The 22,692-nt window shown below is 71.8% G+C and carries 22 protein-coding genes; 5 read left to right on the forward strand and 17 right to left on the reverse strand.

Annotation, left to right across the window (positions count from 1 at the left end; translation table 11 throughout):
• Positions 1-154 precede the first annotated feature (154 nt).
• Positions 155-976, reverse strand: coding sequence for a 1,4-dihydroxy-2-naphthoyl-CoA synthase (gene menB / locus ACK99Q_RS02525; protein ID WP_410184668.1), 822 nt, complete (start codon positions 974-976; stop codon positions 155-157).
• 25 nt (positions 977-1,001) lie between these two features.
• Here menB and ACK99Q_RS02530 point away from each other — a divergent pair, with 25 nt between their 5' ends.
• Complete coding sequence (locus ACK99Q_RS02530; protein ID WP_410184669.1) at positions 1,002-1,751, forward strand: helical backbone metal receptor; 750 nt, start codon at positions 1,002-1,004, stop codon at positions 1,749-1,751.
• Here ACK99Q_RS02530 and ACK99Q_RS02535 read toward each other — a convergent pair whose 3' ends face one another.
• From ACK99Q_RS02535 to ACK99Q_RS02565, 7 genes are all read right to left on the reverse strand, one after another.
• Positions 1,752-3,173, reverse strand: coding sequence for an NAD(P)/FAD-dependent oxidoreductase (locus tag ACK99Q_RS02535; RefSeq protein WP_410184670.1), 1,422 nt, complete (start codon positions 3,171-3,173; stop codon positions 1,752-1,754).
• A 61-nt stretch (positions 3,174-3,234) separates the two neighbouring features.
• A complete protein-coding gene (locus tag ACK99Q_RS02540; RefSeq protein WP_410184671.1) occupies positions 3,235-4,254 on the reverse strand; it encodes a hypothetical protein in 1,020 nt (339 codons plus the stop codon).
• A 99-nt stretch (positions 4,255-4,353) separates the two neighbouring features.
• Positions 4,354-6,942 (reverse strand): ATP-dependent chaperone ClpB, encoded by a 2,589-nt coding sequence (gene clpB, locus ACK99Q_RS02545; RefSeq protein WP_410184672.1) that lies wholly within the window; start codon positions 6,940-6,942, stop codon positions 4,354-4,356.
• Between the two features lie 301 nt (positions 6,943-7,243).
• The gene (locus tag ACK99Q_RS02550) at positions 7,244-8,737 is read right to left on the reverse strand and encodes a PTS ascorbate transporter subunit IIC (RefSeq protein ID WP_410184673.1); all 1,494 of its coding nucleotides are present in this window, start codon (positions 8,735-8,737) and stop codon (positions 7,244-7,246) included.
• Positions 8,738-8,771: 34 nt separating this feature from the next.
• The gene (locus ACK99Q_RS02555) at positions 8,772-9,047 is read right to left on the reverse strand and encodes a PTS sugar transporter subunit IIB (protein ID WP_410184674.1); all 276 of its coding nucleotides are present in this window, start codon (positions 9,045-9,047) and stop codon (positions 8,772-8,774) included.
• 16 nt (positions 9,048-9,063) lie between these two features.
• A complete protein-coding gene (locus tag ACK99Q_RS02560; protein ID WP_410184675.1) occupies positions 9,064-9,516 on the reverse strand; it encodes a PTS sugar transporter subunit IIA in 453 nt (150 codons plus the stop codon).
• A 120-nt stretch (positions 9,517-9,636) separates the two neighbouring features.
• Positions 9,637-10,266 (reverse strand): class I SAM-dependent methyltransferase, encoded by a 630-nt coding sequence (locus tag ACK99Q_RS02565; RefSeq protein WP_410184676.1) that lies wholly within the window; start codon positions 10,264-10,266, stop codon positions 9,637-9,639.
• 79 nt (positions 10,267-10,345) lie between these two features.
• On the opposite strand from ACK99Q_RS02565, the gene ACK99Q_RS02570 reads away from it, so the two are divergent.
• From ACK99Q_RS02570 to ACK99Q_RS02580, 3 genes are all read left to right on the forward strand, one after another.
• Positions 10,346-11,995 carry a GDSL-type esterase/lipase family protein gene (locus ACK99Q_RS02570; RefSeq protein WP_410184677.1) on the forward strand — a complete coding sequence of 550 codons (1,650 nt, stop codon included), beginning with the start codon at positions 10,346-10,348 and terminating at the stop codon, positions 11,993-11,995.
• A 173-nt stretch (positions 11,996-12,168) separates the two neighbouring features.
• Positions 12,169-13,641, forward strand: coding sequence for a flavin-containing monooxygenase (locus ACK99Q_RS02575; RefSeq protein WP_410184678.1), 1,473 nt, complete (start codon positions 12,169-12,171; stop codon positions 13,639-13,641).
• Complete coding sequence (locus ACK99Q_RS02580) at positions 13,638-14,786, forward strand: zinc-binding dehydrogenase (RefSeq protein ID WP_410184679.1); 1,149 nt, start codon at positions 13,638-13,640, stop codon at positions 14,784-14,786. The genes ACK99Q_RS02575 and ACK99Q_RS02580 overlap by 4 nt, the downstream gene beginning before the upstream one ends.
• Before the next feature lie 152 nt (positions 14,787-14,938).
• On the opposite strand, the gene ACK99Q_RS02585 is transcribed toward ACK99Q_RS02580, so the two are convergent.
• The 9 genes from ACK99Q_RS02585 to ACK99Q_RS02625 form a co-directional block, all read right to left on the reverse strand.
• Positions 14,939-15,280, reverse strand: coding sequence for a hypothetical protein (locus tag ACK99Q_RS02585; protein WP_410184680.1), 342 nt, complete (start codon positions 15,278-15,280; stop codon positions 14,939-14,941).
• 54 nt (positions 15,281-15,334) lie between these two features.
• Positions 15,335-16,315: a prenyltransferase gene (locus ACK99Q_RS02590; RefSeq protein WP_410184681.1), complete on the reverse strand. Its 981-nt coding sequence runs from the start codon at positions 16,313-16,315 to the stop codon at positions 15,335-15,337.
• A 103-nt stretch (positions 16,316-16,418) separates the two neighbouring features.
• The gene (locus ACK99Q_RS02595; RefSeq protein WP_410184682.1) at positions 16,419-17,132 is read right to left on the reverse strand and encodes a class I SAM-dependent methyltransferase; all 714 of its coding nucleotides are present in this window, start codon (positions 17,130-17,132) and stop codon (positions 16,419-16,421) included.
• Positions 17,119-18,366, reverse strand: coding sequence for a glycosyltransferase family 4 protein (locus ACK99Q_RS02600; protein ID WP_410184683.1), 1,248 nt, complete (start codon positions 18,364-18,366; stop codon positions 17,119-17,121). The genes ACK99Q_RS02595 and ACK99Q_RS02600 overlap by 14 nt, the downstream gene beginning before the upstream one ends.
• A gap of 57 nt (positions 18,367-18,423) precedes the next feature.
• A complete protein-coding gene (locus ACK99Q_RS02605) occupies positions 18,424-18,840 on the reverse strand; it encodes an OsmC family protein (RefSeq protein ID WP_410184684.1) in 417 nt (138 codons plus the stop codon).
• Between the two features lie 44 nt (positions 18,841-18,884).
• Positions 18,885-20,366 (reverse strand): FAD-dependent oxidoreductase, encoded by a 1,482-nt coding sequence (locus tag ACK99Q_RS02610; protein ID WP_410184685.1) that lies wholly within the window; start codon positions 20,364-20,366, stop codon positions 18,885-18,887.
• Positions 20,363-21,196, reverse strand: coding sequence for an FAD:protein FMN transferase (locus ACK99Q_RS02615; RefSeq protein ID WP_410184686.1), 834 nt, complete (start codon positions 21,194-21,196; stop codon positions 20,363-20,365). Before ACK99Q_RS02615 ends, ACK99Q_RS02610 begins: the two co-directional genes overlap by 4 nt.
• Before the next feature lie 3 nt (positions 21,197-21,199).
• A complete protein-coding gene (locus tag ACK99Q_RS02620) occupies positions 21,200-21,679 on the reverse strand; it encodes an FMN-binding protein (RefSeq protein ID WP_410184687.1) in 480 nt (159 codons plus the stop codon).
• A gap of 142 nt (positions 21,680-21,821) precedes the next feature.
• Positions 21,822-22,283 (reverse strand): VOC family protein, encoded by a 462-nt coding sequence (locus tag ACK99Q_RS02625; RefSeq protein ID WP_410184688.1) that lies wholly within the window; start codon positions 22,281-22,283, stop codon positions 21,822-21,824.
• A gap of 67 nt (positions 22,284-22,350) precedes the next feature.
• Here ACK99Q_RS02625 and ACK99Q_RS02630 point away from each other — a divergent pair, with 67 nt between their 5' ends.
• A complete protein-coding gene (locus tag ACK99Q_RS02630; protein WP_410184689.1) occupies positions 22,351-22,689 on the forward strand; it encodes a DUF952 domain-containing protein in 339 nt (112 codons plus the stop codon).
• The last annotated feature ends 3 nt before the right edge of the window (positions 22,690-22,692 follow it).

Genomic DNA, 22,692 nt, shown 5'->3' on the forward strand with positions numbered 1-22,692 from the left:
GTCCGGCGGGCCTCGGGCGTACTCGCCGGCACAGGGGGGTGACCGCATTGTTGCGTCAGTCACCCTGATGGGGGAAGCGTAAGTTGCGCTTCAGGGACGATTGTCACGCGAAATTGACGCGTGAAACCGTCCCGTCACACTCACTTTCGTAAGCTCAGGAACGTCGCGGGAACTGGGTGAAGTCGGGGGTCCGCTTCTCCTTGTAGGCGTCGCGGCCCTCCTGCGCCTCGGCCTGACCGTAGAACAGCAGGTTGGCGTCGTGGGCCAGCTGCTGGATGCCCGCGTAGCCGTCCTCGTGGGCGTGGAAGCTGAGCTTCGACAGGCGCAGGGCCCACGGCGACAGCGCCAGCATCTCGCGGCACCACTTCAGGGTCTCGGCCTCGAGGTCGGCCAGCGGCACGACGGTGTTGACCAGGCCCATCGAGAGGGCCTCCTGCGCGTCGTACTGGCGGCACAGGAACCAGATCTCCTTGGCCTTCTTGGGGCCGACGAGGTCGGACAGGATGCTCGCGCCGTAGCCGCCGTCGAACGAGCCGACGCGCGGGCCCACCTGGCCGAATCGGGCGTTGTCGGCCGCGATCGTCAGGTCGCACACGAGGTGCAGGACGTGGCCGCCGCCGATGGCCCAGCCGGCCACCGCCGCGACGATCGGCTTGGGGCAGCGACGCATCTGCACGTGCAGGTCGGTGACGTCGAAGCGACCCGTGGCGCCCTCGTCGGACTTGTAGCCCGAGTCGCCGCGCACACGCTGGTCGCCGCCGGAGCAGAAGGCCTTCTCGCCCTCGCCGGTCAGGACGATGACGCCGACGGACTCGTCGTCGCGCGCCGTCGACAGGGCACGCGAGATCTCCTGGATCGTCTGCGGGCGGAACGCGTTGTGGACCTCGGGGCGACAGATCGTGATCTTCGCGATCCCGTCCTGCGTCGTCTCGTACCGGATGTCCGTCCACTCGCCCGCGGCGCTCCACTCAGTCATGGAATCCACCCTAGGGTGGACTCCGATGCACGACGACCTCGGCTTCGACCTCGCGCCCGTGGGCCCCGCCCGCCGCGTGGTCAGCCTCGTCCCGTCGCTGACCGAGGCGGTCGCCCACACCCGGCCCGACGCGCTCGTCGGCGCCACCGACTGGTGCACCCACCCCGCCGGTCTCGAGGTCGCCCGCGTGCGCGGCACGAAGAACCCGGACCGCGCCGCGATCCTCGACCTCTCCCCCGACCTGGTGATCGCCAACCGCGAGGAGAACCGCGAGCTCGACGTCACCCGGCTGCGCGAGGCGGGCGTGCGCGTCTGGGTCACCGACATCCGCACGGTGGCCGAGGCGTTCACGTCGATGCGTCGGCTGTTCGACACCGCGCTCGCGTGGGGCGTGCCGTCGTGGCTCGAGGAGGCCGAGCGGCGCTGGGCCGAGCCCGTCGCCCCCGACGGCCGCCGGGTGGCCGTGGCGATCTGGCGCGACCCGTGGATGGTGGTCGGCCGCGACACGTTCAGCGGCGACCTGTTGCAGCGGCTGGGACTCGTGCACGCGTTCGCGCACGCGACGGAGCGCTACCCGCACGTCGCGGTGGAGGACCTCGACGCGGCCGACCTCGACCTCGTGCTGCTGCCCGACGAGCCCTACGTGTTCACCGCGGACGACGGCCCCGAGGCGTTCGCCCGGGTGCCCACCGCGCTGTGCAGCGGCCGGGCGCTCACCTGGTACGGCCCGTCGCTGCTGACCGCGCACCGGGACCTGGCCGGCGCGCTGGCCTGATCAGGAGCGCTCGTCGCCGATCTCGTCGATCGTCTGCTGCGCGGCGGCCTTGCGGACCTGCGCCTTCTTCGAGATCGCCTTGCGGGCCGACCGGGCGGCCTTCTTCGTCGGCACGGCCTCGACGTCGGCACCCGAGACCACCTTCGGCTCGTGCGCGATGACGTAGGGCGTCTCGCCGACGATCGCGTTGTGGCTGCGCCACAGCAGGTACTTGATCGACAGGTTCGTCATCGTGGCGAAGCGGTTGCGGTTGCCCAGGAGCAGCGCGACGTGGACGGTGACCCAGATGAACCAGGCCGGGAAGCCCTTGAGGCGCGGCAGTCCGCGCACCTCGGCGATGGCGGCGTTGCGGCCGATCGTGGCCATCGTGCCCTTGTCGAAGTACTTGAACGGCTTGGGCATCTTGCCGCCGCCGACCTTGGCCTTGATGACCTTGGCGACGTGCTTGCCGCCCTGGATGGCGGGCTGGCCCAGCTGCGGCAGCGGGGAGTCGGGGTTGACCGAGATGTCGCCGATCGCGAAGACGCCGGGCAGGCCCCGCACCTCCTGGTGCTCGTCGACCTCGATGCGGCCGCCGCGGCCCTGCGGGAGGCCCCACTCCTTGACGACGCCGTGGGCGGCGACGCCCGAGGCCCACACGACGATGCCGGCGGGCAGGAACTCCTGCTCGCCGTCGTGCTCGATGAGCACGCCGTCGCGGCGGACCTCCTTCACAGCCGTCCTCAGGCGCAGGTCGATCCCGCGCTTGATGAGCTCCTTCTTGGCGTAGTCGCGCAGCTTCGGGTTGAAGGGCGCGAGCACGTGCTCGCCCATCTCCACGAGCGAGATGTGGATCCGTTTGGAGTCCAGCTCGGGGTACGTGGTGGGCATGTCGAGGTTGCGCATCTCGGCGAGCGCGCCGGCGGTCTCGACGCCGGTGGCGCCACCGCCGACCACGACGACGCGCAGGTCGCGGTCCTGGCCGTTGACGGCCGCGTCCTCGAGGTTGGCGAAGAGCAGGTCGCGCAGCGCGAGGGCCTGCGAGCGGCGGTAGAGCGGCATCGCGAACTCCTCGGCACCGGGGATGCCGAAGTAGTTGGCGGTGACGCCGTTCGCCAGCACGAGGTAGTCGTAGGTGACCGTGATGTTGCCGTCGAGCAGGACGGACTTCGCCTCGGCGTCCATCTCCACCACGGTGCCCTTGAGGAAGCGGACGTTGTCCTGCTTGGCGCGGACGGCGCGCAGGAACCAGGTGATGTCGCCGGGGTTCAGGCTGGCCGTGGCCACCTGGTAGAGCAGCGGCTGGAACGTGTTGTACGTGTGGCGGTCGATGAGAGTGATGTCGACGTCGGCACGGGCGAGCTTGCGCACCAGGGCCAGTCCTCCGAACCCACCTCCCACGACGACGACGTGTGGACGATAGGACGCGCGGACCATGGACATGACCTCCAGCCTATCGAGGCTTTTCGATCCGTTCACGTCCGGGAGTGCGGTGTGAGGACGATCATGCCCTCCGGAACCATTCCTTCGCCTCGGGACGCGAGAGCTGCACGATCACGACGATCGCGCCGAGGATCCAGAGCAGGCCCACGGGCAGTCCGAGCGCGGCGGTCCCGGCGGTCAGGACGCTGACGACGAGGAGCGCCCACCACCCCGCCGGGGCCCCGCTGGCGGCCCACGCGGTGGCCACGAGACCCAGCACCGAGACGAGCAGCCAGCTGCCGAAGAGCCACGTGCCGATCGTGACCATCTGCTCGGCCGAGACGCCCGCACTGTCGAGCTGGCCCCGCAGCAGGTCGTTGTCGTCGTACTGCGCGATCACCTGGTCGCGCATGGCGACGAGGGCCAGCAGGACCAAGCCGGATCCCATCGCGCCGAGGAGCGAGCCGATCCCCGCGATGAGCAGGGCGAGTCCCACGGGACGGGGCCGGCCGGCCGGCGCGACGGGCTGCTGCGGGAGCCCCGCGTGCTGTGCCGGGTCGTAGGGCGGCGGCTGCACCGCGGAGGGCTGCGCGCCGGGCTGACCCGGGGGCTGCTGCCCGGCGGGCCGGAACTCGGCCGGCGCGCCCGAGACGGACGGCTCGGTGCCCAGCGACAGCGGCGTGCGGCCGTTCACGACGGCGAACCACTGGCGGGCGGGGGCCGACCACAGCAGGTAGACGATGAGGGAGCCCAGGACGGCGGGCAGGATGCCGGCGGCGCCCGTGGCCAGGAACGTGACCGCACCGAGGCCGGCGATGACGCTCAGGCCGATGCGCGACTGCTGGTGGCCGCGCGCGGCGTAGAACGAGAAGACGGTGGCCGCGATCGCGCACACGAGCAGGCCCATCACGATCCAGCGCAGTGTCGGCAGCACGGCCGACGGGTCGGCGCCCAGCGGCTCGAGGCCGGAGCGGAGTGCCTCCTGGACCTCGATCGATCCCCAGTTCGCGAGCGTCTCGTACAGCGCGAAGGTCGCCAGCACGCCACCGAGCCCGCCGTACACGCAGGCGAGCGTCACCGACCGGGGCCTGGGGGTTGACATGCCTCCGATCCTTTCAGATCCCGCCTGACGCCCCCACCACCACGTCCGGCGCCCCCTCGGGGTGGATCCCGAGGGGGCGCCGGTGGGTGACGGCGGGGGTCAGGCCCGCCGCACGACGAGCTCGTCGGCGTCGGGGACGCGGTCGACCAGGACCGTATCGCCGTCGCGGACCTCGCCCGCCAGCAGCTCGCGGGCGAGCCGGTCGCCGATGGCCTGCTGCACGAGGCGGCGCAGCGGTCGGGCGCCGTAGGCCGGGTCCCAGCCGGTGAGCGCCAGCCACTCCTTGGCCGCGTCGGTCACGTCGAGCGAGATCCTCCGGGCGGCGAGCCGCTGCTCGAGCGACGCCAGCTGGAGGTCGACGATGTGCGTCAGGTCCTCCACGCCGAGGGCGTCGAACATGACGACCTCGTCGAGCCGGTTGAGGAACTCGGGCTTGAACGCCATCTTGACGACGTCCATGACCTGGTCGCGCTTCTGCTGGTCGTCCAGCGCGGGGTCGACCAGGAAGGACGAGCCGAGGTTGGACGTCAGGATGAGGATGACGTTGCGGAAGTCCACCGTGCGGCCCTGGCCGTCGGTGAGGCGACCGTCGTCGAGCACCTGCAGCAGGATGTCGAAGACCTCGGGGTGGGCCTTCTCGACCTCGTCGAGCAGCACCACCGAGTACGGACGGCGCCGCACGGCCTCGGTCAGCTGGCCGCCCTCGTCGTAGCCGACGTAGCCCGGAGGGGCACCGACGAGTCGCGCGACGGAGTGCTTCTCGCCGTACTCGCTCATGTCGATGCGCACGATCGCGCGCTCGTCGTCGAACAGGAAGTCCGCGAGCGACTTGGCCAGCTCGGTCTTGCCGACGCCCGTGGGGCCGAGGAACAGGAACGAGCCGGTGGGACGGTCGGGATCGGAGACCCCGGCGCGCGCCCGGCGCACCGCGTCGGACACGGCACGCACCGCGTCGCGCTGGCCGACGAGCCGCTTGCCCAGCTCGTCCTCCATGTGCAGCAGCTTCTCGGTCTCGCCCTCGAGCAGGCGGCCGGTGGGGATGCCGGTCCACGACGCCACCACCTCGGCGATGTCGTCGGAGCCGACCTCCTCGTGCACCATCCGGTCGTCGGCGGCCGAGGCCTCCGCGGCCTGCGCGTCGGCGAGCTGCTGCTCCATCTGCGGGATCTCGCCGTAGAGCAGGCGGCTCGCGGTGGCCATGTCGCCCTCGCGCTGGGCCCGCTCGGCGGCGATGCGCGCCTCGTCGATGCGCTCCTTGATCTCGCCGACGGCGTTGAGGCCCTGCTTCTCGGCCTCCCACCGCTGCTCGAGCGAGCGCAGCGTCTCCTGCTTGTCCGCGAGCTCCTGACGCAGCTTCGCCAGGCGCTCCTGGCTGGCCTCGTCCTTCTCGTTCTGCAGGTGCAGCTCCTCCATCTTGAGGCGGTCCACGCCGCGGCGGAGCTCGTCGATCTCGACGGGGCTGGAGTCGATCTCCATGCGCAGCCGGCTGGAGGCCTCGTCGATGAGGTCGATCGCCTTGTCGGGCAGCTGACGGCCGGGGATGTACCGGTGCGACAGCGTGGCCGCGGCGACGAGGGCGGCGTCGGCGATCTCGACCTTGTGGTGGGCCTCGTACTTCTCCTTGAGGCCGCGCAGGATCGCGATCGTGTCCTCGACACTGGGCTCGCCGACGTAGACCTGCTGGAAGCGGCGCTCCAGCGCGGGGTCCTTCTCGATCGACTCGCGGTACTCGTCGAGCGTGGTGGCCCCGATCATGCGCAGTTCGCCGCGCGCCAGCATCGGCTTGAGCATGTTGCCGGCGTCCATCGCCGAGTCGCCGGTGGCACCGGCGCCGACGACGGTGTGCAGCTCGTCGATGAAGGTGACGACCTGGCCGTTGCTCTCCTTGATCTCGGCGAGGACGGCCTTGAGTCGCTCCTCGAACTCGCCGCGGTACTTCGCGCCGGCGACCATCGCGCCGAGGTCGAGGCTGACCAGGCGGCGGCCGCGCAGCGACTCGGGCACGTCGCCGTCGATGATGCGCTGGGCGAGGCCCTCGACGACGGCGGTCTTGCCGACGCCGGGCTCGCCGATCAGCACGGGGTTGTTCTTCGTGCGGCGGCTGAGCACCTGGACGACGCGGCGGATCTCGGCGTCGCGGCCGATCACGGGGTCCAGCTTGCCCTCGCGGGCGAGCGCGGTCAGGTCGATGCCGTACTTCTCCAGCGACTGGTACTGGTCCTCGGCGTCCTGGCTGGTGACACGGGCGCCACCGCGCACCGACTCGAACGCCGCGGTGAGCGTCTCGGGGGTGGCGCCGCGGGCGGCCAGCAGCTGCTGCGCCGGACCGCCGACCGTGGCGATGCCCACGACGAGGTGCTCGCTGGAGACGAAGTCGTCGCCCAGCTCGCCGGCGAGGTCGATCGCGCGCTGCAGCACCTCGTGGGTGGCGCGCGCGAGCTGCGGGTTGCCCACGGTCGAGCCGCTGGCACTGGGGAGCCGGCTGATCACCGAGTCGGTCTCGGTCAGCACGGCGTCGACGTCGGCGCCCGCCGCGGTGAGCAGCGGTGCCGCGGTACCGCCCTGCTGGGTGAGCAGGGCACGGAGCAGGTGCGCCGGCTCCACGGTGGGGTTGCCGGCGGCAGCGGCCTGCTGCATCGAGGCAGCGAGGGCCTGCTGACTTCGCGTGGTGAGGTGGTTCAGGTCCATGTCATCTTCAACCGTAACAAAGTTGAGTCCATTCCACTCAACCCTGTGTCGTCCTCCTCACTCCGCACGCCGCGCCCTCGGCGTCGCTCTCGTCGCTGCCCTCGCCCCGCCTCCGACTTTTGTGACGGCTTTCGGCTTCCGACGGCCGTTCCGGGCGAATCCCGTCACAGAAGTGGCGAGAGCCGTCACAAAAGTTGGGGCGGGGCGTGACGGGGCGGTCTGCGGATCTGGGCGGCGAGGTCCCCGGACGCACGACGGCCCGCCCCGGAGCCGGGACGGGCCGTCGTGGAACTGCGAGGGACTACTCCTTGGCGGGAGTCTGCTTCTCCGCGGCGGCACGCGCCGCGGCGTCCTCCTCCGCGAGGATCTCGTCGCGCTTCGCGCCCGGCGTCCAGCCCGCGTCGACGACCTTGACCTGGTAGATCGAGGCCGCGACGACCAGCGCGATGCCGATCAGGATGCACAGGACGATGCCCACGCCGGACCCGGCCTGGAAGCTCGTGCCGAGCAGCGTGCCGAACCAGCCGAAGTCGGCGTCGCCGAACGTCGAGTTGATGTCGCCGAGCGCACCGAAGACCTGCAGCAGCAGCGCTGGCAGGATCGTGATGAGCACGCCGTTGACGAAGCCGCCCACGACGGCGCCCTTGCGACCACCCGTGGCGTTGCCGTAGACGCCGGCACCGCCACCGGTGAAGAAGTGCGGCACCATGCCCGGCAGGATCAGCGCCAGGCCGAAGGCCGGCTCCAGCCACACCGCGATCAGCGCGAGCGTCGCGAGACCGCCCACGAACGAGGCCAGGAAGCCGATCAGCACGGCGTTGGCGCCGAACGGGAACACGATCGGGATGTCGAGCGCCGGCTTGGCACCGGGGACGACCTTCTCGGCGATGCCCTGGAAGGCGGGGACGAGCTCGCCCAGCACGGTGCGGACACCGTAGAGGATGATCGCGACGCCGACGCCGAACTGCAGCGCCTGGCCGAAGCCCGCCATCACGGCGGCGCCCGCATCGGCGGCACCCAGGACCTCCTGGGTGGCGTCCGGGCTGGCGATGAGGCCCCAGACCACGAAGACCTCGTAGATCAGCACCATCGACAGCGCGGTGGCGACCATCGAGTCACGCAGGAACTTCAGGCCCTGCGGGAAGTCGATCTCCTCGGTGGAGCGGCTCTTCTTGCCCACGGCCTGGCCGGAGGCACCGGCCGCGATGTAGCCCAGCGTGCCGAAGTGGCCGATCGCCAGCGAGTCGTCGCCGGTGATCTTGCGGGTCCACGGCTGCGCGAGCGCCGGCATGACGACCATGATCACGCCGAGCAGGAAGGCGCCGACGAGGACGACCAGCCAGTCGTTCTTGCCGTCGAGGCCCACCGACAGCACCACGGTCAGCATCAGGGCCATGAAGACCATGTGGTGACCCGTGAGGAAGATGTAGCGCAGCGGCGTGAAGCGCGCCAGCGCCAGCATCACGAGGAAGCCGAGCGTCAGCACGTAGGCGCTCTGCGCGCCGTACTCCTCCGCCGCCATGGCGGTGATGACCTCGTTCGTCGGGATGACGCCCTGGGCGCCCGTGACGTCGAGGATGATCTCGCCCAGCGGGCCGAGCGAGGCGACGACCACGCCGGCGCCGGCGCCGAGGATCAGGAAGCCGAGCGCGGCCTTGAGGCCACCGCCGATCACCTGTCCGCTGGAGCGCTTGAGCGCGATGAGGCCGATCGCCGTGATGATGCCGATGAGGTACGCCGGCACGTTGAGGATCTGTTGTCCGATGAAGTCGAGTACGTCGACGAACCAGTCCATGTCGTTCTCCCTTGGTTCCGTTCTTTCAGGCTCGTCAGACGAGCGGAGTCAGCTTCTCGGCGATCTCGCCGACGTCGGTGAAGTTGTTGACGATGACGACCTTGGCCGGCACCTCACCGATCTCGTCGGCCAGGTCGGCCGACGTCAGGACGATGTCGGCGGTGCGCGCGGCACCCTTGGCCGTGCCGATGTCGGCGGCCTCGACGTCGACGTCCTGGTCCTTGCCGAGGGTCCGCAGGACCTTCTCGGCGTTCATCTTGAGCAGCACCGAGGTTCCGATGCCCATACCGCACACGGCGACGATCTTCATGACGATGGTCCTTCGTTCAGGGGGTGGTGGGGGTGAGCAGCTCCAGGACGCGGGCCGGGGAATCGGCCTCGCGGAGCCTGGCAAGCAGGTCGGTGTCGCCCAGGACGGCGGCGAGGGCGGACATCAACTCGAGGTGTCCGTCGTGGTCGAGCGCGGCCAGGGCGACGACGAGCCACACGGGGTCGTTCGTCTGGTGGCCGAACTCGACGGGCTCGGCCAGCTGCAGCCACGCGATGCCCGCGCGGTTGACGGCGGGCGACGGGCGCGAGTGCGCCAGGGCGATGCCGGGCGCGAGCACGATGTAGGGGCCGAGCTTCTCGACCGTCTGGACCATCTCGTCGGTGTACTCGTCGGTGGTCACGCCGACGGCGGTGAGCAGTGCGCCGGCCTGGCGGACGGCGTCACGCCAGTCGGACGCCTCGGCGCGGACGGCGATCGCGTCTTCGGTGAGCTCGTCGTTGAGTGTCACGGGGCGGCCCCTTTCGTCCCACGGCGGGACGGCTGAGTGGAGCGTAGCGCGCCCCGGGTCTGTTTTGCCTAACCCTAGGCATATGTCGGAGTGTCGCCGCGCCCGACCCCGGACAGCGGATCAGGCCGGGCGTTCCAGCACGCGCAGGCTGTCGGTGTGGCCCACCTCGACGAAGCCGTCGGCCAGCGCCCGCTCGTAGATGTGGAAGGGGGCCTGACCGCCGTCGTTCGGGTCGGGGAAGACGTCGTGGATGGCCAGCGCGCCGCCGGGACGGACCCACGGCGCCCAGCCGGCGTAGTCGGCCTGCGCGGCCTCCTCGGTGTGGCCGCCGTCGATGAAGACGAGGTCGGCGGGCGTGCGCCACCAGGCCGAGATCGTCGCCGATCGGCCCACCATCGGGACGACGACGTCCTCGAGCTGCGCGGCCCACAGCGTGCGGCGCAGCACGGGGAGGGTGTCGAAGGCGCCCGTCTCGGGGTCGACGAGCGAGGCGTCGTGGTACTCCCAGCCGACCTGGTGCTCCTCGGAGCCGCGGTGGTGGTCGATCGTGACGAGCGTGGCGCCGGCCTCGCGGGCGACGTGGCCCAGGTGGACGGTGGACTTGCCGCAGTACGTGCCGATCTCGACGATCACGCCGCCCGGGGTCGCGAACCGTGCCGCCGCGTCCCGCAGGGCCTGCGCCTCGACCTCGGGGAGGAAGCCGCGGACCTCGTCGGCGATGCGGGACAGTTCCTCGGGGAGCGCGTTCACCCGCCGCACTCTACGACCCCCGCGTGGGGGTGTGACCGAAGTGGCAGGAGGGGCTCCAGATTTCACGTACCATCATCCGGTGACTCGACGCCCCTGGAGCCTGACGGCTGCCGTCGCCGTCGCGGTGTCGATGCTCGCAGCGTCCCCCGCCCTGGCCGACGACGCCCCCGTCCCCGACCCCGTGGTCACCACGGCTCCCGCGCCCGAGCCGACGGCGCCGACGACGGCTCCCACCACCGCGCCGACGACCACGCCGACCGTGCCGCAGGGCGACGTCGGAGCGGTCGACGACGGCGGCGAGGTCACGCTCCCGAACCCCGGCGCCCCCTCCGCGCGCCACGCCCGCGTCCTGGTGTTCGGCGACTCCTTCTCCAGCACGCGGCGCTACAGCGTCAAGGGCACGAAGAGCCGCCCCAAGGCCTGGTGGGCGCACGTCGCCGAGGCCGCCGGCATCCCCGCGGGCGAGGTCATGGTCAGCGCCGAGGGCGGCAGCGGCCTGCTGGCCCGCGGCTTCGGCTCCACGCTCGTACCGTGCTCGGGCACCACGTTCGGCGATCGGCTGGGCGACGTGGCGGCCACCGACCCCGACGTCGTCATCGTCGAGGTCGGCCGCAACGACGTCCGGCGCTGCCGCGGGGGCGCGCGCGTCGTCGCCACGGCCGCCGAGCGCCGCGCCGCCGCCGAGCGCTACTTCGTCTCGCTGGCCCGGGCGACCGACCGGCAGGGCATCGCCCGCTCGCGCGTCTACGTCATGACCCCGTGGGGCTCGTCCGACGGCGCCGGCAAGGTGGCCACCTCCACGCTCTACGAGGCGCTCGCGAAGGCGCGCGGCTTCACCTGGATCACGCTGCCCTCGCTCGTCCGCGGCGAGACGATCGACGCGATCCACCCCAACGCCGCCGGCGCGAACACGCTCGGCGCGTGGGTGGTGCGCTCCTCCGATCTCGCCACCCTGATCGGCTCGCGCGCCGCGCAGCACGCCCCGGTGCCGTCGCACGCGAAGGTGCTGTGCACCGGCGTCAGCGCCTGCCGGACCGCGAAGACGTCCACGCGTGGCCACGACACCGTGACGCGGAGGATCTGGGGCGCGGCTCCCCGCACCTCCACGCACTACGCCGCGTTCCGGCTGAGCCAGGCTCGCTCGGCGCCCGTGCTGACCTCGACCACGCCGCGCACGTGGCGCACCGCCGCCCTGAAGGAGCGAGCCGCGGCCCAGGTCGCGCAGCCGCGGCGCGGCGACATCGCGTGGTGGCCCGGCGCGCCCGCCGGGGTGGGCGCCACCTCGCGGGGCCACCTCGCCGTCGTCGAGAGCGTCGCGCACAACAACTCCTGGGTCGTGGTCACCGAGCTGACCAGCCGGGGCACGTTCCGGTCCGTCCGGTACGCGGGCACCTCGTACCCGCGCGCGTTCCTGCGGTTCAAGCGCACCGACGGCGGTCCGCGCGGCGTCGTCACGGGCCTCAGCGCGAAGAAGGGCCTCGTGGCCGTGCGCGGTCGCGCCGTGGACACCGACGCCGAGACGAAGGGCGTGCGGATCCGGGTTCACGTCACGCAGGGCAGCCGCTCGTGGACCCGCACCGCCACCCGGACGAAGCTCGGCTTCTACCACCGCTTCTCGCTGCCGGGCCTCCAGCGCGGCACCGCCACGGTGAAGGTCCGGGCGCTCGACGCTCCCGGCACCCGCGGCTCCGACCGCACGCTGCGCACCGCCCGCGTCACCGTGCGCTGACGCCTGACGCCTGACGCCTGACGCCGAGTGGCGCAAACCGGGGTCGCGAGTGGCGCGATTCCGCCCACCACTCGGCGAGTGGCGGGCGTTTCTGCGCCACTCGCGGAGGGGGCGCGGGGACGGGTCTGCCGGAGGTGCTCCCGCAACGGCGTGACGCAGGCCACAATCGGTCCATGACCACGCAACGCGACGTCGACGTCCTCATCGTCGGAGCCGGCCTCTCCGGCATCAACATGGCCTACCGGATCCAGCAGGCGTGCCCCGACCTGACCTACGCGATCGTCGAGCGACGCGAGCGGATCGGCGGCACGTGGGACCTGTTCCGCTACCCCGGCGTCCGCTCCGACTCGGACTTCTTCACCCTCGCGTTCCCGTTCCGGCCGTGGCGCGGCAAGGACGCGATCGTCGACGGCGACCAGATCCTGGAGTACCTGGAGGACACGGCCCGCGAGGCCGGCATCGACCGCCACATCTCCTTCGGGCGTCGCGTCGAGGCGGCCGACTGGTCGTCCGCCGACGCGCGCTGGACCGTCCAGGCCGAGGGCCCCGACGGCGCCGAGGAGTGGTCGGCGCGGTTCCTCGTCGCGTGCACCGGCTACTACGACTACGACCAGCCGTACGACCCCGGGTTCGCCGGCGTCGACGACTTCGCGGGCACTCTCGTGCACCCGCAGTTCTGGCCCGAGGACCTGGACCACACCGGCAAGCGCGTCGTGGTGATCGGCAGCGGCGCCACCGCCGTGACGATCGTGCCCGCGATGGCCGAGACCGCCGAGCACGTCACGATGCTCCAGCGCACCCCGAGCTACCTGCTGGCGCAGCCGAAGGGCGACCCGATCGCCGACGTCGTCCGCAAGGTGGCGCCGCCGACCGTGGCCCATCACGTGGTCCGCACCAAGAACATGCTGCTGCAGTGGGCGCTCTTCCAGGCCTGCCAGCGCGCGCCGAAGGCGATGCGGTCGCTGCTGCTCAAGGGCGTCGCGCACGGCACCGGCTCGGAGGAGATCGCGCAGCAGCACTTCAACCCGCCGTACGACCCGTGGGACCAGCGCCTGTGCGTCACACCGCAGGGCGACATCTTCGCCGCGATCAAGGCCGGGAAGGCCTCGGTGGCCACCGCGCGCATCGACCGCTTCGTGCCCGAGGGCGTCCGGCTCGAGGACGGCACCGTGCTGCCGGCCGACATCGTCGTCACCGCGACGGGCCTGTCGATCAAGATCCTCGGCGGCGCACGGATCACCGTGGACGGCGAGTCGCGAGACCCCTCGGACTCCTTCGCGTACTACGGCGCGATGCTGACCGGCCTGCCCAACCTGGCCTTCTGCGTCGGCTACATCAACCTGTCGTGGACGATGCGCTCGGACATGACCTCGCGCCTCGTCGCGCGCGTGCTGCGTCGGCTGGTCGACTCCGGCTCGACGTCGGTGGTGCCCGAGTTCGCCGGGACCGGTGCCTCGACGCCGCTCATGGACATGCAGTCCGGCTACCTGCAGCGCGGCGCCCACCTCATGCCGCGCGCGGGCTCGTCGTACCCGTGGTCGTTCAAGCAGAACTTCCTCGTCGACTCGTGGTCGACGAACCGGGCCGACCTCGACGACGGCCTCGTGTGGACCACGGCGGCCGACCGTGCGGAGGTCGGGGCGTGAAGGCGGTCAGCGTCCACGAGGGCGAGCTGTCGGTCGTCGACCTGCCGACCCCCGAGCCCGGTCCGGGCCAGGTGCTCGTGGCGGTCACGCGCTCGGGCATCTGCGGCTCGGACCTGCACGCCCGCGCCCACGCCGACGCGAGTGCCGACGTCGCGGCCGAGGTCGACTACGACCGCTTCATGCGGCGCGCCGATCACGTGGTCATGGGGCACGAGTTCACCGGCACCGTCGCCGCGTACGGGCCGAAGTGCCGCAAGCGGTGGCCTGTGGGGACGCCCGTCGTGGCGCTGCCGGTCCTGCAGCGCGACGGCCAGGTCGACATGACGGGGCTGACCGAGTTCGCCCCCGGCGGCTACGCGGAGTACGTGCTGGCCCAGGAGGCGATGACGTTCGAGGTGCCGTCCCACGCCGACCCCGACCACGTCGCGATGACGGAGCCGCTCGCGGTGGCGCACCACGCCGTGAACCGCAGCGAGATCCGCCGCAAGGAGGTCGCGCTGGTGGTGGGCTGCGGGCCGATCGGGCTTGCGGTGATCCTCATGCTCAAGGCGGCGGGCGTGCGCACCGTGGTCGCGAGCGACTACTCCGCGGGCCGGCGCGCGCTGGCCGAGCGCTGCGGTGCCGACGTCGTGGTCGACCCGGCGGTCCAGTCGCCGTGGGACGCGTACAAGCGCCCGGCCACGCACCTCACCTCCGCGCCGGACTACTTCGGCCAGGGCATCGACGCGATGCGGATGCTGCGACGCGTGCGCTGGGTGCCGTGGAAGCGCGTCATGCGGCTCGCCGAGCGGGCGGGCCAGACGCCGCGCGGACCCGTCGTCTTCGAGTGCGTCGGCGTGCCCGGGATCATCGAGGACCTCGTCACCCACGCCCCGATCCGGTCGCGGATCATCGTCGTGGGCGTGTGCATGGAGCCCGACACGTTCCGCCCCACGATGGCGGTCAACAAGGAGCTCGACCTGCGGTTCGTGTTCTGCTACCAGCCGCACGAGTTCCACGAGACGCTCGAGATGATCGCCGACGGCCGCGTCGACCCCAGTCCCCTGCACACCGGCACCGTCGGCCTCGACGGCGTCGCCCAGGCCTTCGACGACCTCGCCGGTGCCGAGCACCACGCGAAGATCCTCATCGACCCGCGGCGCTGACGGCTTCCCCGGTTACCTGGGTTTCCCCTCACTGACCGGGGTTTGCGATCCCCGGGATGTGACAGTTTCCCCGGTTAAGTGGGTTTCCTGTCACTGAGCGAGGTTTGCAAACCACGGGAAGTGACAGTTTCCCCGCTTAACCGGGGAAACGGTCATGCTCGCCTCCGCCGGAGCCATCCCAGCACCGACGCCTCGAGGAGGCACACCGCGACCATGCAGACGAGCAGGACCTCCAGGAGGCGGGAGGCGTCGAGGAAGCTTGCGCTGACGACGCCCAGAACCACCGCCGCTCTCACGACGTGGAACCACCGCGCGAGCGCGTCGTCGCCGGGGTCCGGCAGGAGCGAGGAACCGACGACCACCGCCATCACGCCGATCCCCCAGAGGGCGTGGCCTTGCGTGGCGAGGACCACGGCCACGACGCAGAGGACGACCTGCGCCACGGCGAACGCCCACTGAAGCGTCGCCGTTCGGACGCTCGCGCTGATCTCCATCACCGCAGGATCGCAGCGCGAGCGGCTGCTGTCAGGCCGATCGGCGTACCGGCCTCAGCGACCCATGAAGCCAGCGGCGGGGGTGGCGCCAGTGAGCGCGTCGTGGGCGAGCAGGGCGGTGCCGGCGGTCCAGGTGGACTGCTCGACGGGCCAGCGCTTGCCGTCGTTGTAGACGAGCCCGGTCCACCAGGCGCCGTCGGGATCGCGCAGGTGGCCGATGTCGGCGTAGAGGCGCTCGGCGGCGGCGGTGCGGCCGGCGCGCACGAGGGCCAGGACGAGCTCGAGGGTCTCGCCGCCGGTGACCCACGGGTTCACCGTGACGCAGCGCGTGCCGAAGCCGGGGACGACGAACTCGTCCCAGCGCTCGTCGAGGCGCTCGGCCGCGGCCTCGCCGTCGAGCACCCCGGTCATCACCGGGTAGTACCAGTCCATCGAGAAGCGGGGTTTCGGCGTGAACAGCTCGGGACGGTCGGTCAGCGCCGCGGCGATCCCGTCGGCCGCGTGCCGCCAGTGCGCGCGCGGGTGGCCCCACCGCTCGGCGAGGCGGGCGGCGCAGCGGAGGCTGAACACGATGCTGGAGTTGCCGGTGACGAGGCACTCGTCGGCGACCTTGCCATCGACGCCCCGGGCCCACGCGACGGGCCCGTTCCCGACCTGGAGCTCGAGGACGACGTCGACCGCGCGCTCCAGCATGGGCAGGAACCGGCTCGCGTCGACGCCCAGCAGCTCGAGGTGGAACAGCCCGGTGGCGACGTACGCGCAGTAGTTCGCATCGGTCTCGGGCTCCTCGACGCCGTCGTCGTCGGCGCCGGGCCAGTACTTGCGGCCCCACGAGCCGTCGGGACGCTGGGCGTGACGGAGCCAGTCGTAGGCCGCGACGGCCTCGTCGACGAAGCCGGCCGTCGCCAGGCCCATCGCCGCCTGCACGTGGTCCCACGGGTCGAGGTGACCGCCGTCGAACCACGGGATCGCCCCCGTGCTCAGCTGGACCGACGCGATCCACTTGCCCGTCTGGTGGGCCTCGGTGGGCGTCACCGCGCGCGCCCCGCTCCACTTTCGGAACGGGATGCACCATTCCGCGCCGCGAAAGCGTTCAACCCGTTCCAGAAGTGGAGAGGGGGCGAGGACGCGGGCTGCATCAGAAGGGCTTCTGGAAGTACAGGGCGACGCTCTTGCCGAGCACGGGGTTGAGGGCCTTCTCGGCCCAGCGCGTGGTGCGGGGGGCCTTCATCATGTCCCACACGAGCAGCTGGTGGTAGCCGCGCACGAGGGGGTGCTGGTCGCGCTCGACGCCGACGGCGCACTTGATCCACCAGTACGGCGAGTGCAGCGCGTGGGCGTGGTGCTGGTGCGTGAACTCGAGGCCCGTGGCCTCCAGCTTCGCGCGCAGCTCGTCGGCCTTGTAGATGCGGATGTGGCCGCCCTCGTTCGCGTGGTACTCGTCCGAGAGCCTCCAGCAGACCGCCTCGGGCATCCACCGCGGCACCGTAACCGCCAGGACGCCGCCCGGCGCGAGGATCCGCTCGAGCTCGCTGATCGCCTGCACGTCCTCGGGCACGTGCTCGAGGATCTCCGAGGCGAGCACGACGTCGAACGTGCCGTCCTCGTAGGGCATGTCGAGGATCGTGCCGACCTTCACCTCGCCGCTGCCACCCGGCGGGACCTCGCCCTCGAGCGCCATCGCGCCGAACATGTCCTCGACGCCCTTGAGCTCGACCTCGTCGAGGTCGAACGCGGTGACGTGCGCGCCGCGGCGGAGGGCCTCGTAGGAGTGGCGGCCGGCGCCGGCACCCACGTCGATGAAGCGCGTGCCGCGGCCCACCCGGAGGCGGTCGAAGTCAACGGTCAGCATGGGGGTTCCTTCCGTCCCGGGGTGCAGCACGGTGATCGGCGATCACCTTCTCATAGGCCTGCGTGGTGGCGCGGGCGACGGCGAGCCAGCTGAAGCGCTCGATCGCGCGGCGGCGGGCGACGCCGGACAGCCGGTCGCGCTCCGCGGGGTCGTCGAGCAGGCGACCCACCTCGGTGACGAGCGCCTCCACGTCGCCGGGCGGGACGAGCACGCCGGCGTCGCCGACGACCTCGGGCAGGGCGCCCGCGGCGCTGGCCACGAGCGGCGTGCCGCACGACATCGCCTCGACGGCCGGGAGGCTGAAGCCCTCGTACAGCGACGGGACGACCATGACCTCGGCGGACGAGATCAGCGCGGCCAGCTCCTCGTCGGAGATGCCGCTGTGGACCGTGACGATCCCGGCGAGGTCGCCGTGGTGGATGCGCTGGTGCGCCGCGCCCTCGGGGTCGAGGTTCGAGACCAGCTGCACGTCGATCTCGCGGTCGGTGGCCAGCTTCGCGGCGGCGTCCATGAAGTGCGCGAGGCCCTTGAGCGGCGAGTCGGCGCTGGCGACCACGACGATGCGGCCGGGCACGCGGGACTCCGGCGGGCTGAACAGGTCGGTGTCGACGCCGAGCGGGACCACGGTCATCTGGTCGGGGTCGAGTCGGAAGTCGGTGACGGTGTCGCCCCCCGAGGCCGTGGAGACGCCGAGGATCGTGCGGATCCGACGCGCCACGAACGCCTGCATGCGCACGAAGGCGTACCAGCGCCGCGTCGTGATCTGCTTGCGCAGCGGCGCGGCCGCGATGTCGAGCGCGCGGTCGCGGCTGATCGGGTGGTGGATCGTCGCCAGGAACGGCTGGCGTCGGTTGATCGAGAGCAGCCCGTACCCGAGCGACTGGTTGTCGTGCACGACGTCGAAGCCGGAGAGGTCGAGGCGGCGCGCGCGGAGGCTGAACGTCAGCGGCTCGGGGAACGCGGCGGTGACCATCTGGAGGTACTCCAGCACGTCGATCCAGTCGCGGAACTCGCGCAGTCGCGGCGTGCGGAACGGGTCGTCGTCGCGGTAGAGGTCGAGGCTCGGCACCTTCTCGAGGCGGACGTCCGGGTGCAGGTCCTCGGGGTACGGCTGGCCCGAGAAGATCGTGACCTCGTGCCCGAGCTCGGCCAGTCCGGCGCTGAGGTTGCGCACGTAGACGCCCTGCCCACCGCTGTGCTGCTTGCTGCGGTACGACAACAGTGCAATCCGCACGCGGCCTCCTCGGGTACTCGTCGGTAACCCATTGTGCCGGGTCGCGGGCGAGTCGGCTCAGGGGGCGCTGATCTGCACGCTGCTCAGCTCGATGTCCCGACCCGCGCGCAGCGTGCCGTGCACCTCGGCGAGCAGGTCGGTCTCGCGGACGAGGTCGGCCACGAGGCCCGCGTCGGCGGCGGACTCGACGTGCACGCGATAGGTGAGGTCGGAGGCGGGCTCGCCGCGCTCGCCGAACTCGGACTCGACGATGACCTGCACCGCGCCGATGTCGACCCCGCGGCGGACGGCCTCGCGGTGGAGGTCGTTGAGGAAGCACGTCGCCAGGGCCGCCGCCAGCAGCTCACCGCCGTTGACGGCCGAGCCCGGCCCGTCCTCGCGAGCGGGCAGGTCGAGCGTCGTCGTGCGGTCGTCGGTCCGGACGGTCACCTCGTGGCGCCCCGGCTCGTGGTGCACGGTCGCGGAGATCCTCATCCCTCGATCGTGCGCCCGGCTCCGGCGCGATCGCAACCCCGGTCTCAGTACCCCAGGAAGTGGTCGCGGCGCAGCCGCCGGACGCGCCGGCGCAGGCTGCGCGAGACCTCGTCGACGAAGTCCGGGCGACCCGAGACGAGCGCCGTGCGCTGGTCGAGGTCGGGGACGAGTCGTGCGATCGTGTCGCCGTCGACCTCCTCCACGGGCAGGCGGACGACCTTCGCGTCGGAGGCCTCGAGCTCGGTGGCGTAGGGCTGCGCGGCGCGCTCCCCCACCACGACCACGACGTCGCGCCCGCGATGCGCGGCCAGCTGGCTGCGGAACGGGGTCACGCCGATCCCCGCGCCGACCAGCAGCACCGGCCCCTTCGCGGGCCAGACGAAGTCGCCGTGGACGGCCGTGACGCGGAACTGGTCGCCGGGCGCGGACGCGGCGAGCGCCCTCTTGTAGGAGGAGCCGGGCTCGGGGTGCCGCGTCGCGAGGACCACCTCGCGCCCGGGCGCCGAGACGACGCTGAACATCCGGCGACGGCCGCGGGTGTCGGTGCGCGCGTGGGGCACGTCGAGCTCGACGTACTGACCCGGCACGAAGTGCAGCGGGCGGTCGGCGTCGAAGACGTACTCGACGACGTCGTCGCCCAGGCGGCGCTGCTCCCGCAGGACGAGGGTGCGCGAGCCCTGGCGCAGCGCGAACGCGACGAGTCCCGTGACCACGAGCGCGAGCTCGTAGGTGCTGGTGAACGGCTCGGTCGTCCACGGCTCGCCGAACAGCCGCGACGTCAGCAGCGGCCACGTGAACGCCACGCCCGCGAGCGCCGCCACGCCCAGCTGCTGGGCCCGCCGCGGGGGCAGCGTCAGCGGCTCGCTCAGCATGAAGCCGCCGAAGAAGACGATGGGCGTGGAGTAGAGCGTGAAGCGCAGCGCCTCGGTCAGCTCGGCACCGACGCCGAGCTGCCACCAGACGGTGACGGCGATCGCGACCAGCGCGAAGACGGCCCCGAGGGCCAGCCGGCGGGTGCGGTACAGCACCACCAGCGCGCCGACGAAGATGAACCAGAACAGCGACTCGCTCGCGACCCACCAGCCGGTGAACGGGATCGGCCAGTCGGTGACCCAGCCGAGCAGCACCGACAGCACGACGCCGGCCGCGGCCGGGTTCACGAGGTGACGACCGCGCCACGCGATGAGGTACTTCGAGATCTGCGCGAGTGCCGCGACGAGCGCCAGCCACGCGAGCTGCTCGCCGTGCGTGGTGGGCCAGTAGAGGAACCACAGGATCAGCGCCGTGACGATCGAGGACTCGAGGTGCGGTCGCGCGCCGATGAGGCGGCCGACCACGTAGTTGACCACCACCGACGTCGCGACCATCACGGCGAGCGTCAGCAGCAGCGCGTCCACGGGGAAGATGTCGGAGTCGAGCACGCCGAGCGCGGACTGGACCACCGCCACGACCACCAGCGCCAGCAGCACCAGGGTGACGAGTCGGTACATCGTGAACCGGCCGAGCTGGCGATCCAGGAACGTCATGTGAACACCTCTCCGGGCAGCTCACGGGCCACCAGCCGCCGATTCCGGTCCAAGGATGCCCACCAATGGCCGGTCTCGGGAAGGGTCGAGCTGAAGAACGCCGCGGTGGCGAGACCGTCGGCCCAGCCGGCGTCGGGTCCTCCGGCCCAGGCGGCCACGACGTCGCGCGTCGGACGGCCCGACCGCGCGTCGAGGACGTGGTGCAGGTCGGTCGACCAGCGGCGCCGGTTGCTGGCCGAGCCGCAGATCGCCTCGCCGTCGGGGACCTCGACGACGGCGACGGCGTGCGTGGAGTCGTCGGGGTCCTCGAGCGCGACGCGCAGGACGTCGCCCGAGCGGTTCACGAGATCGCCGCTGGCGTCGACGACGCACGGCTGGTCGATCATCGCGGCGACCTCGCCGGCCAGCCACCCCTTGCCGACCGCGCCGATGTCGAGGATCACCGGACCGGGCACGCGCAGCACCGTTCCGCGCAGCTCGCAGTCCGCCCACAACGGCACGCGCACGGGCTCGCCGGAGGGGGTCAGGGTGTAGCCGGGGCCGTAGCCCAGCTGCTCGAGGGCGCCGCCGACGAGCGGGCTCACGGCCCCGTCGGTCAGGGCGAAGAGCCGGTCGTAGAGGGCCAGGATCGCGGGGGCGTCGGGCCCGAGGTCGACCTCACGGCCGGTGCGCAGCGCGCTCACGGCGGAGTCGGCGCGGAACCGCGACCACGTCCGATCGAACGAGTCGATGCGGTCCGTGATCGCGGCTCGCAGCCCGGGGGCGATCGGGTCGGGGGTCCCGATCGACCACGCGGTTCCGATGGCGTCGAGACGCCAGTCGGAGCTCATGGGTCAGGCCTGGGCCTGGCTGATGATCTGGTCGATGGCGTCGTTGAAGCCGCCGCTGGTCAGGGAGGAGCCGGACACCTTGTCGACGTCGAGCTCGGTGATCTTGCGGCCCTCGACCTGCGCGTCGATGCCGCTCTCGAACTTCTTCTGGAACTGCTCGGAGTTGCCGCCCTCGGCCTGGCCGTCGGCGTCGAGCGAGGTGATCGTGCCGTCGGCGGCGAGCTCGACCTCGACCTCGATCGACTGGGTCTGGCCGTCGGGGGTCGTGTAGCTGCCGGTCGCCTCGTACTCGCCCGCGGTGAAGGCACCGGAGGCGCCGGAGTCGGAGGCGGCGGGCTCGGAGGGAGCCGCGGACGTGGCGGACGGGGTCTTGCTGGAGGACGCGTCGTTCTCGGCGGCGTCGCTGTCACCGCACGCGGCGAGCGTGAGGAGGGCGGTCGAGGCGGCGAGGGCGGCGTAGGCGCGGCGCTTCGTCGGGGTCATGAGGCTCCTGGGGTCGGGGCACGATGTGGTTTCTCGTTCAACCGTCGTGCGACCAACCTAGGCGACCGCGCCGCGAGAATCGACCTCGGGACCGCCTCCCGGACAGACGCACAGGAGGTTCTCAGGTGGGGCGGAGCAGAGCTCAGTCGAGGCAGAACTCGTTGCCCTCGGGATCGCGCATCACGATGAAGCCCGACTCCATCGGCGGCTCGGGCTCGAACCGCCGCACGCGCTCGGCCCCGAGCGCGACGAGCCGCTCGCAGGCCTGCTCGAGCGCCGCCATCCGCTCGTCGCCCTCGAGCCCCGGCGCGGCGCGGACGTCGAGGTGGACGCGGTTCTTGGCCACCTTGTCCTCGGGCACCTGCTGGAAGAAGACGCGCGGGCCCCGGCCCTGCGGGTCCTCGATCGCCGCCTTGGAGCGACGCAGCGCGGGCGGCACGCCGACCCGCTCGAGGAAGTCGTCCCACGCCGCCCACGGGTCGTCGCCGGGACCGAGCTGGGCATCGGGCGGGCCCGGCACCTCGTAGCCGAGGGCGGCCGCCCAGAAGTCGGCCAGGGCCGGTGGATCGTGCGCGTCGAACGTGACCTGGACGTCGAGGCTCATGGGATCGCTCCGTTCTCGTCGGGACCGCATCGCCATCATGCACCCGCGCACCGACGAGAATCGACGGGTGACGAGCGATCCCCTGTTCCACCTCGTGCCGGAGTCCACATGGAGCGAGGTCGGCGACGCGTACGCCCCGGCCTCGCTCGAGACCGAGGGCTTCGTGCACCTCTCCACCGCCGAGCAGGTGGCCGGGACCGCGGCGCTGTTCTTCGCCGAGGTCGAGGACCTCCTGGTGCTGGAGATCGAGGTCCCGGCCGACGACCCGCTGCTGCGCTGGGAGGCCGCCGAGGGACCGCGCGGCACCGAGGACTTCCCCCACTATCACGGGCCGATCCCGACGTCCTGGGTCGTGCGCCGGTCCAGATGGCGGTCGGGTGCCGAGGCGTTGGGGCGCGAGTCTTAGGCT

The sequence above is a fragment of the Aeromicrobium sp. MLTX1 genome, assembly GCF_046452335.1.
Lineage (GTDB): Bacteria > Actinomycetota > Actinomycetes > Propionibacteriales > Nocardioidaceae > Aeromicrobium.